General features: G+C 66.9%; 10 protein-coding genes. 1 reads left to right on the forward strand and 9 read right to left on the reverse strand.

From position 1 onward, the window contains the following. The first annotated feature begins 18 nt into the window (after nucleotides 1–18). The gene (locus P0Y50_11750; protein WEK39212.1) at nucleotides 19–1,269 is read left to right on the forward strand and encodes a cyclopropane-fatty-acyl-phospholipid synthase; all 1,251 of its coding nucleotides are present in this window, start codon (nucleotides 19–21) and stop codon (nucleotides 1,267–1,269) included. Nucleotides 1,270–1,400: 131 nt separating this feature from the next. Here the strand turns inward: P0Y50_11750 and P0Y50_11755 are convergent, their stop codons facing one another. The 9 genes from P0Y50_11755 to P0Y50_11795 are packed head-to-tail and all read right to left on the reverse strand — an operon-like array spanning nucleotide 1,401 to nucleotide 9,126. Then, a complete protein-coding gene (locus P0Y50_11755; protein WEK39213.1) occupies nucleotides 1,401–2,633 on the reverse strand; it encodes a DegT/DnrJ/EryC1/StrS family aminotransferase in 1,233 nt (410 codons plus the stop codon). Further along, complete coding sequence (locus P0Y50_11760; GenBank protein WEK39214.1) at nucleotides 2,626–3,039, reverse strand: EamA family transporter; 414 nt, start codon at nucleotides 3,037–3,039, stop codon at nucleotides 2,626–2,628. Before P0Y50_11760 ends, P0Y50_11755 begins: the two co-directional genes overlap by 8 nt. After that, nucleotides 3,036–3,395: an EamA family transporter gene (locus tag P0Y50_11765; protein ID WEK39215.1), complete on the reverse strand. Its 360-nt coding sequence runs from the start codon at nucleotides 3,393–3,395 to the stop codon at nucleotides 3,036–3,038. Before P0Y50_11765 ends, P0Y50_11760 begins: the two co-directional genes overlap by 4 nt. Beyond that, nucleotides 3,392–4,264: an alpha/beta fold hydrolase gene (locus tag P0Y50_11770; protein ID WEK39216.1), complete on the reverse strand. Its 873-nt coding sequence runs from the start codon at nucleotides 4,262–4,264 to the stop codon at nucleotides 3,392–3,394. Before P0Y50_11770 ends, P0Y50_11765 begins: the two co-directional genes overlap by 4 nt. Continuing rightward, a complete protein-coding gene (locus P0Y50_11775) occupies nucleotides 4,261–4,968 on the reverse strand; it encodes an HAD-IB family phosphatase (protein ID WEK39217.1) in 708 nt (235 codons plus the stop codon). Before P0Y50_11775 ends, P0Y50_11770 begins: the two co-directional genes overlap by 4 nt. Continuing rightward, nucleotides 4,961–5,866, reverse strand: a complete 906-nt coding sequence (locus P0Y50_11780; protein WEK39218.1) for an HlyD family efflux transporter periplasmic adaptor subunit — start codon at nucleotides 5,864–5,866, stop codon at nucleotides 4,961–4,963. Before P0Y50_11780 ends, P0Y50_11775 begins: the two co-directional genes overlap by 8 nt. Continuing rightward, a complete protein-coding gene (locus P0Y50_11785; GenBank protein WEK39219.1) occupies nucleotides 5,866–6,630 on the reverse strand; it encodes an ABC transporter ATP-binding protein in 765 nt (254 codons plus the stop codon). Before P0Y50_11785 ends, P0Y50_11780 begins: the two co-directional genes overlap by 1 nt. A gap of 4 nt (nucleotides 6,631–6,634) precedes the next feature. Beyond that, entirely contained in the window at nucleotides 6,635–7,768 is a 1,134-nt protein-coding gene (locus P0Y50_11790) for an ABC transporter permease (protein WEK39220.1), read from the reverse strand. Continuing rightward, nucleotides 7,765–9,126 (reverse strand): TolC family protein, encoded by a 1,362-nt coding sequence (locus tag P0Y50_11795; protein WEK39221.1) that lies wholly within the window; start codon nucleotides 9,124–9,126, stop codon nucleotides 7,765–7,767. The genes P0Y50_11790 and P0Y50_11795 overlap by 4 nt, the downstream gene beginning before the upstream one ends. Between the last annotated feature and the right edge of the window lie 2 nt (nucleotides 9,127–9,128).

A 9,128-nucleotide genomic window follows, 5' to 3' on the forward strand; every position in this document is an offset into this window, starting at 1 on the left:
CCTGGGGAGGCGCACGACATGCTGGATGGATTGATGCTGCAACTGGTGAAGCGGGTCTTCACCCCCCTGATCCAGCGCGGCGATCTTGAGATCGTCATGCCGGACGGGGCCGTGCTGCGGCTGGGCGACGGCGGGACGCCGAGCGTGCGGGTGCGTTTCAAGGATCGCCGGGCGATCCTGAATCTGGTGCGCGATCCCGACCTGAACATGGGCGAGATGTTCATGCAGCAGCGACTGATCGTCGAACGCGGCACAGTCTATGATTTTCTGGAGCTGGTGCTGCGTGACGACCGCGACGTGGCGGTGGGCGCCACGGTGCGGTTTCTGGATTCGCTGCGGTCGGCGCTGCGTCCCGTCGTTCAACGCAACAGGCGGCGGCAATCGCGTCGCAACGTGGCCCATCACTACGACCTCGACGACCGGCTCTATCGGCTGTTTCTGGACGAGGACCGCCAGTATTCCTGCGCCTATTTCGAGACAGGCGACGAAACCCTGGAAGAGGCCCAACTGGCCAAGAAACGCCATATCGCGGCCAAGCTGCTGATCGAACCGGGTCAGCGCGTTCTGGATATCGGCTGCGGCTGGGGCGGGATGGCGCTTTATCTGGCCGAGGTGGCGGGCGCCGGTCAGGCGGTGGGCGTGACCCTGTCGACCGAGCAACAGGCGGCGGCGACGGCGCGGGCGACGAGGTCGCCGCGTGGCGGGGATGTGGAGTTCCGGCTGCAGGACTATCGCGACGTGCCCGGCCCGTTCGACCGCATTGTCTCGGTGGGCATGTTCGAGCATGTCGGCATCGTCAACTTCGACGCCTTCTTCACCCAGTGCCGCGACCTGTTGACCGAGGACGGCGTCATGCTGCTGCACTTCATCGGCAACAGCGACGTGCCGGACTTCAACAATCCGTGGCTGGAGCGGTACATCTTCCCCGGCGGCAGTCTGCCCTCCATGTCCGAGTTCACGCCGGCGATCGAGCGGTCGGGCCTGATCATCACCGACATCGAGGTCGTTCGTCTGCATTACGCGCAGACCCTGCGGATCTGGCGCGAGCGTTTCATGGCGCGGCGCGACGAGGCCAAGGCGCTGTATGACGAGCGGTTCTGCCTGATGTGGGAGTTCTATCTGGCCATGTCCGAGACGGCCTTCCGCTATCAGGAGATTGCGGTGTTTCAGGTCCAGTTGGCGCGTCGCCAGGAGGCCGTGCCCCTGACCCGCAACTATATCGCCGAGCGCGAGGCGGAGCTGAAACGCAGGGAACAGGCGCGGGCTTAGAGCCTGATCGGTTGAGATGGAATCGCTTCGCGATTTCATCGATGCCGTGAATCAGGCTCCAGATATGAGCGAGAGCATGATTCACGCTTCTGTCGGAACCGCTACGCGGTTCCGTCTAAAACGATCATGCTCTAGCCCCGTGCTGAGGTCGCGCGGCGCAGCATCTCGCAGACCCGCGCGAAGTCCGCATCGCCCAGCCATGGACTGTTGCTGATCGCCAGCAGCCGCCCGGCCCAGCTCCGGGCGTTGGGCAGGGCGTCAGGCGCGCTGGTTGGCACGACCGAGGTGTAGCGCCGATAATCCGGCAGGGCGCGAAGGAAGGGCGGGCTGAGGCCCAGCCCCTTGTCCCAGCCTTGCGCCAGGACGGCGTCCCGCGCCGCCTGATCCGGCAGGCGCACCATCAGGATCGGCCAGACGCCGCGCGCGCCGGGGGCGCTGTCCCGGACCACATCCACGCCCGCAATCTGCGCCAGCGTCTCGACGCGCGACGACGCCTGCACCTCGGCGGCGGCCAGAAACTCCGGCAGGCGTTTCAGGGCCATGGCCCCGACCTTCTTGCGCCATCGCCCCGGCCGGTGAAGGGGAATCCGGTCGGGAAAATCGTCGCCCGCCGCAGCGCTCCAGTCCCCGCGCGCCAGCGCCTGACGCAGCGGTGCGCCATAGCTCCATCGCAGGGCGCCCGGCCGATAGAGAAGGGCATAGCCGATCAGTTCGGCGATGCGCCGGGCCTCCATCGTCCGGCTGTCGGGGATCAGACGGCGGCTGGTTTCCTGAAGGGCGCGCCGAAGCGGCGCGTCGCGCGCGGTCAGGACGCCGCCCTCATAGATGCTGAGCCCCTTGCCCACGGCCAGGCTGTAGAAGCCGATGTCGCCCTGCTGGCCGACCGAGGCGGCGCCGAGACGCGCGCCCAAGGCCTGTGCGGCATCCTCGATCACCCAGGCGCCGACCCGGTGGGCGGCCTCGACGGCGGGGCGGATGTCGCTGACCCGCCCGCCCAGATGGGTGGGCACGACGGCCAGGGTGCGAGCGCCGCAAAGCCCATCCAGCGCCTCGGGCGCCATGTCCAGGGTGTCGGGGCTGAGATCGGCCAGTTTCAGCTTCAGCCCACTGGCGGCGACGGCCTGGGCGACCAGCGGGCAGGTATAGGCCGGGACCACCACCTCGTCTCTGTCGGGCGCGCGGTCAGCCAGGGTGCGCAGGGCGACGATGAAGGCCGCCGTGCCCGAACATTCGATCTGGACCCCTGGCGCGCCCAGAAACGCCGCCAGATCGGTCTCCAACTCTGAATATCTGTCGGGGAACAGGTCGCGGCCCAGCAGGGGCAGGCCAGCCGTGGGCGGCGCGAAACCCGCCGCCCTAGCCAAGGGGTTCAGGCTCCGCCTCGCGGCTGAGCCGGCCTTCACCGACCGCCAGGAACACTATGCCGCCAAGGATCAGCGCCGTGCCCAAAAGCTGGGGCCAGCCGATGACCTCGCGGAACAGGACCGCCGACAGGGCCAGCACGGACACGATCTCGAGGTGAGACGCGGCGAATGCAGGACCGACCGGCGCCCGCTGCAGCAGGGTCATCCAGGTGAAGAAGGCGCCGATATAGCCGGCCATGGCGCCATAGATCCACGGCTGGCTGAACACCCTGGCCAGCCAGGACGATGAGAACTCCAGCGGCAGGGCGCTGCTGCCCGCCTGTTTGAAACAGAGCTGGGCCAGGGTGTCGAACGCCATCAGCGACAGAAAGCCGATGATATAGAAGGCTTTTGAAGACGATTTCATCCCTTCAGCCCCACGACCGCGACCCCGAGGGAAATCAGCGTCACACCGATGATCCGCAAGGGCGTCAGCTTTTCACGGAACAACAGGCGCCCCAGCAGCAGAATGGCGACGATGTTGATCGAGCCCAGCAGGACCCCGTCAGACAGGGGCACAAGCGACAGGAAGGCCAGCCAGATCAGAAACTCCGCCACATAGCTGCTGATGCCGATCCATATCCACGGACGGCGGGCCATGTAGAGCCAGCGCGCCAGGCCGTCACCCGCGCGCGGGTCGGAGGCGGCGGCCTTGAACGCCAGTTGACCGGCGCAGTCGACCACGATGTTGGCTGTCCACAGCCCCACGACCAGCGCGCTCACGCGGCGGCCTCCATCGTCTCAGGCTGGCGGGCGATCCGCTTGGCGAAGTCGGTGACACAGGCGATGACGCGGCGACGCTCCCGGTCGATCGTGACCATGTGATAGCTGTCTTCCAGCACCACCAGTTCGACTGGCGCCTTGTGGACGCGGTTCCTGATGTCCTGCGCGTTGGACAGGGCAGCGACGTCGTCGTGCCGCGCGTGAATGACCAGACAGGGGACGTCGATCAGGGACAGCCGGCGCCGCACATGGCGCGCCAGGGCCTGAAGCTCGCCGATCGACCACCACGGATTGCCGGGCAGGCCGGCCTGGGAACTGTCGCCCGACTGCATCTGGGCCACGATGCGGGCGCGGATCGCTTCGTCCTTGATGCCGTAGGGCGGCATTTCAAAGAAGACGCGCTTGGCCCCGATCCCCAAGGCGCGGCACAGCGGCAGCAGGAAGGAAAACCGCGTGTAGAAGGGCATGCTCCAGCCGTCATGGCGGAAGGTGGTGGACAGGGCGACCACGCCCGCCAGTTTCGCCGTGCCGTCCTCAGCCAGACCCAGGGCCAGAAGCGCCCCCATCGACAGACCGACGGCGATGATCCGGTCGGTGTCGGCGGCCAGATGACGCGCGCCTTCCTGCACGCTGTTCATCCAGTCGCGCCAGCCCGTCGCCAGCAGGTCGTCGACGTCGCCGCAGTGGCCGGCCAGTTGCAGGGCATAGACGGTGAACCCCTCCTTCTGCAGACCGCGCGCGATCAGCCGCATCTCATTGGGTGTTCCGGTCAGGCCATGGATCAACAGGACGCCGATCCGCGCATTCGTGCCCTGGCCGGGCAGAAGATAGGCATGGTCTTTCAACACAGAGGTCGAAGGCGGCGTCATACGGCATCCTGAAGCGAAGGACGGCTCAGGATTTCCGGCAACAGGGCCAGGGCGTCGGTGAAGTCGTCAATAGGGGCGTGGGGAATGGCGTTGGCCCGGCAATGATCGATCAGCCGACGCTTCGCCAGAACGAAATCCGCCTTGCCTGACACGCAGAAGTCCGAGGTGCTGTCGCCGATATAGAGGATGCGGTTCGCCGTGCGCCGCGCTTCGGCCAGCCGGGCGCATTTGCAGTTGGCGCTGTCCTTGACGCAGGCCGCGGAACTCAATGGCGTGTTCAGCCGCCAGCGGTTGGCCGAGGCCTGTTCCATCTGATTGGCCATGACGGGCAGGGCGCCTAGGTTCAGCGGGGCCAGGATGCGTTCGATGGCCAGATCCAGACCATCGCTGACAATGCTGATCGGCGCGCCGAAACCCTGGGCCGCCCGGACGAAGGCGGGGAAGGCGGGGTCCACCTGAATCGCGGACAGGGCTTGATCAAAAGCCTGATCGGTCATGTCCAGCAGGGCGATCTGGCCGGTCATGCAGGCCTTAGAGCCGATCTGTCCTTGTTCCCAGGCGTTCTCCAGGTCCGTCCAGCCGGGACGGCCGAAGGCCTGAAGCAGGCTGTCGGTCGCATCGCGATCGCTGATGGTGCCGTCGAAATCGCAGTGAATGGCCCATTCGCTGCGTGAAGGGCTGAGGCTGTAGCGGTGTTTAGTCATTGAAATTGACCCGAACGGTTTGGCCGACGCGCACGTCGGGGCGGGTGTCGAATTCGAGCAGGCCTTCGACGACGCGGCTGGGGCCGCGTTCAACGTCGTCGCCCTGACGGGCATGGGTGTAAACGGGGCTGAGATAGGTCAGATGAGCGGCGGGCAGCGGCTTGCCGCCCAAAGGTGTCGGATCAATGGTCACGCTCGCCTTCATGCCGGGACGCACGCGTCCGATGAAGCTCTCGTTGATCTCGGCGCGGACGATCAGCGGGCGCTCCGGCAGAAGGGTCATCAGGGCTGCGCCCTGCGACAACCGCTCTCCGGCCGGCACGACGATGCGAAGGACGACGCCGTCGGTCGGGGCGATCACCTGGGTCTTCTTCAGGCGATTGCGCGCCTGGGCCAGCCGTTGATGATAGACGACGATGTCGGCGGCGGCGGCGGCGGATTCAGCCTGGGCGTCGGCAAGGGAAAGCTGAACATCGGCCAGAGCCTGGGCCGAGACGGCGCCCGCTTTTTCAGCCTGCTGGTTTCGATTGAGGGTTTCGCTGAGCGCGCGGACCTTGAGTTGCGCCGCCTGCTGGCGTTGGCGCGACTGATCGGCCTGGGCTTCGATCAGGCGGGTTTCGTCTGCAAGCGCGCCGTCGTCGAAGCGTGCCAGCACGTCGCCCTTATGCACGGTCTGACCTTCGACGACCTCCAGCGCGCGCAGTTCGCCTTCCAGCGGCGCGGTCACGGCGACCAGCCCGCCCTGCACCTCGATGCGGCCGCGCGCCACGGCGTGCATCGGCGCGGTTTGCGTCGGCGGTTCGGGCTTCTGGCAGGCGGACAGGGCGGAAAGGCCGACAATCGCCAGAACGGCGACGACGGAAGGGCGGGGTACGGGCGGCAGGATTGTGGCTTTCATCACCGAGCTTCCGAATAGAGTTGTGGGCTGGAAGACAGGCCGGGGCGAACATCGCTCTTGATGACGCCGTCCTCCATGGTCAGCAGGCGGTCGGCGAAGCGGATCAGGCGTGGATCATGGCTGACGCACACCACCGTCGCGCCTCGATTATGAGCAATCTGGCGCAGCATTTCGCTGACCCGCTGACCATTCTCCGCGTCCAGCGCGCTGGTGGGTTCGTCGGCGAACAGCAGGGCGGGCGACTTGGCGATGGCGCGGGCGATGGCGACCCTCTGTTTCTCACCGCCGGAGAGTTGCGCCGGGCGCATATCCAGGCGGTGGCTCAGTCCTACCTCCTTCAACGCATCCAGGGCCAGGACCTCGCTTTGACGGTGGTCCATGCCCAGATAGCCCAGCGGAAGCTGCACCTGCTCCACGGCGGTCAGCGCCGGGAACAGGTTGAATCCCTGGAACACAAAGCCGGTGTGTTGCAGGCGGAAGGCCTCCAGCCGGCTGCGACCGAGCCGGTCCAGCCGCTCACCCAGCGCCGTGACGGAACCGCTGTCCGGCTTCTGCAGGCCGGACAACAGCGACAGCAGCGTGCTCTTGCCGCAGCCCGAAGGGCCGGAGATCAGGGTCATCTCGCCGGGATGAAGGTCCAGATCCAGATGGGTCAGCACCTGTGTCTGGACCGCGCCGGTGGTGAAGCTTTTCACCAGCCCGGCGGCGATGACCGTCGGGGCGGGCGATCTGGCGAGCGTCAGGATGTGCGCGGAATCAGCCATGGCCTTATCTCAACAACATGGCGGGATCGGTCTTCAGCATCGTCCGCACCGCAGCCAGACTGGCCAGCATGGCCATGGCGAAGATCAACAGGCCGCATCCGGTCGCGACGGGCAGGCTCATGGCCACCGGCACATCCTGTCCGGCCGCCAGCATCAGCAAGGGCGTGCTGATCAGCGCCGCCAGCACCAGGCCGACCCCGCCGATCCAGGCGCTCTGCTCAAGCACCACGCGGGTCAGCGACCAGCGCCCCACGCCAAGCGCGCTGAGGGCCGCATACTCCCGGCGCGAGGCGGAGATGGTTCCGGCCAGCGACTGGCTGGTCACCATGGCCCCCACCAGACTGACGATGATGGCCATGAACAGGACGGCGATGCCCGCCCCGGTGTCCAGCAGCCAGTAGTTCTGCGAACGGGCGGCGAATTCGTTCGCGGTCCAGGCCTCATAGGGTGAAAAGGCCGCGCGGTCCTGCATCAACCGTTGGCGCACGACACCCGGTGCGGCGCCGTTCTTCAATCGCGCCAGATAATAGGTGTCCCTGGATGTCTCCGCCCCGCCGATCTCGCGTGCGGTGTCCAGCGATGACAGGACGTTGACGCCCCCCAGGCCGCGCATGCCCTTTATGACGCCGACAACGCGCACCGGGTGCCTGTTGATCCAGGCCAGGCCGCCCTCAGCGACCCCAAGGGTGGTCAGGTCCGCGCTATCGACGATCACCGCGCCCGGATCGCGCAGCCGCTGGCGCAAGGCGTCCGGCAGCAGCCTGGAAAACGCCATGGCGTCCTTTTCAACAGAGAGGCCGGACAGATAGACCGTGACCGCCCCATGGTCGTCCGACGCCGAATGCCAGTCGGCATCGACCCAGCGCCAGGGTTCGACGGTCGAAACGGCTTCATCGGCGCGCAGACGCATCTCGACGTCCGGTCCCAGCGGGCGACCGTAGTTGAAGCTTTGCGAACCGGGATAGCCGACCCAGACGTCGGCCGATGACGCCTTGATGTAGATGGCGGCGCTGCTGAAGATGCCCAGCACCAGGGCGGCCTGCACGATCAGCAGCAGCCCGGCGAACGTCACCGCCAGCACCACGGGCACGAAGCGAACCCACTCGTGGATCAGGGTCTTGCGGGCGAGGGAGATCACGGCGTCGTCCCCTCCGCCAGCAGCGGTCCGCCCGCCGCCTTAAAGATATGGAGCAGGGCCGTTATGCTGTCCAACCGGGCGTCGACCAGGGCCGAACGGGCCTCCAGCAGGTCGGTTTGCGGCTGGATCATATCCAGATCGCTGGCCAGACCCAGGTCATGGCGCGTGGTCCAGGCGTCCAGGGATCGGCGCAGGGTTTCGACCGTCTCGCGACGCGCCGTGACAATGGCCTGCTGCTGCTCCAGGGCGCTGAAGGCGGTCTGAACTTCGCCGGCCGCTTCGATGACCGCCTGGTGATAAAGCGCCAGGGCGCTGGACAGGGCGTGGTCCTCGCTGTTGACCATGGCGCGGCGCCGGCCCCAGTCCCACAGCGGAATGTCGATCGTAGGCCCGATCACCGGCATCAGCCCGCCGGGTGAAGGCGCTGACGACAGGCTGCGCGTATAGCTGATCGACCCGCTCAACGACAGGCTGGGATAGAGGGCGGCCCGGGCGATCCTCACGCGGGCGGCGGCTTCCAGAACCTCTGCTTCGGCAGTCATCACGTCGGGGCGACGACGCAGGTCGTTGGCCTTCAGTTCGGCCGGAAACCGCACGGACGCGAAATGGCCGGCGGCCTGATCCTGTGAGGCCGGGTCGGATCGACTGAGCAGAGCGTCCAACGTCCGTGACGCACGCTCGATCTGGTACTGCAGGCGAGCCTGTTCGATGCGGTGACGGTTCTCTTCGATGGAGGCCGCGCGCCGCTCGCGCGCATCGGCCAACCCCGTATCGACCCGCACCTGCACCAGGTCGAGGGCGCGCAGGGACAGTTCGTGCGATTGTCGCGACAGCGCCAGCCGGACCTGCGCTTCGTGGCGTTCGTAATAGGCTTGAATAAGCGATGTCGCGATCATCAGGCGCGCTGCCCGCAACTGTGCGGCCTGCGCGGCGGTGCGAGCTTCGGCTTCCTGATCCCGTGCGGCGTTGGCGCCGAAGAAGTCGACCTCCCACCGTGTGGCGAGGCCCAGCTGATAATAGCCGTCGCCGGTCGGAACATCCTGTAGCGGAAGCCCAAGCAGGTCCAGGCCGGGACGTTCGGCGTTGTTTGTCCGGCGTTGCAGCGCCTGCGCCTGTTGCAGCCGCTGCCGCGCGCTCTCGATCGTCAGGTTGCGGTCCAGGGCCTCGGTCAGCAGGGCCATCAGGTCGGGGTCGTCGAAAACCTCGCGCCAGTCGTCGGCGACCCAGTCAGCCGCCAGGGGCGCGCCCGTCTGCACGTCCTTGACGATGACGGCCGGCGCATCGGCTGGTCTTGGCGAGACAGGAGCAGCCGTCTCACGCGCCTGCGCGACCGCCCCGCCTGCAACGACAAGCAGCATCG

Source organism: Candidatus Brevundimonas colombiensis (assembly GCA_029202665.1).
Taxonomy (GTDB): domain Bacteria; phylum Pseudomonadota; class Alphaproteobacteria; order Caulobacterales; family Caulobacteraceae; genus Brevundimonas; species Brevundimonas colombiensis.

Coding starts and splice junctions, on each gene's coding strand:
- P0Y50_11750 (WEK39212.1), top strand. CDS start 19: ATGCTGGATGGATTGATGCTGCAACTGGTGAAGCGGGTCTTCACCCCC.
- P0Y50_11760 (WEK39214.1), bottom strand. CDS start 3,039: ATGAAATCGTCTTCAAAAGCCTTCTATATCATCGGCTTTCTGTCGCTG.
- P0Y50_11770 (WEK39216.1), bottom strand. CDS start 4,264: ATGACGCCGCCTTCGACCTCTGTGTTGAAAGACCATGCCTATCTTCTG.
- P0Y50_11775 (WEK39217.1), bottom strand. CDS start 4,968: ATGACTAAACACCGCTACAGCCTCAGCCCTTCACGCAGCGAATGGGCC.
- P0Y50_11780 (WEK39218.1), bottom strand. CDS start 5,866: ATGAAAGCCACAATCCTGCCGCCCGTACCCCGCCCTTCCGTCGTCGCC.
- P0Y50_11785 (WEK39219.1), bottom strand. CDS start 6,630: ATGGCTGATTCCGCGCACATCCTGACGCTCGCCAGATCGCCCGCCCCG.
- P0Y50_11795 (WEK39221.1), bottom strand. CDS start 9,126: ATGCTGCTTGTCGTTGCAGGCGGGGCGGTCGCGCAGGCGCGTGAGACG.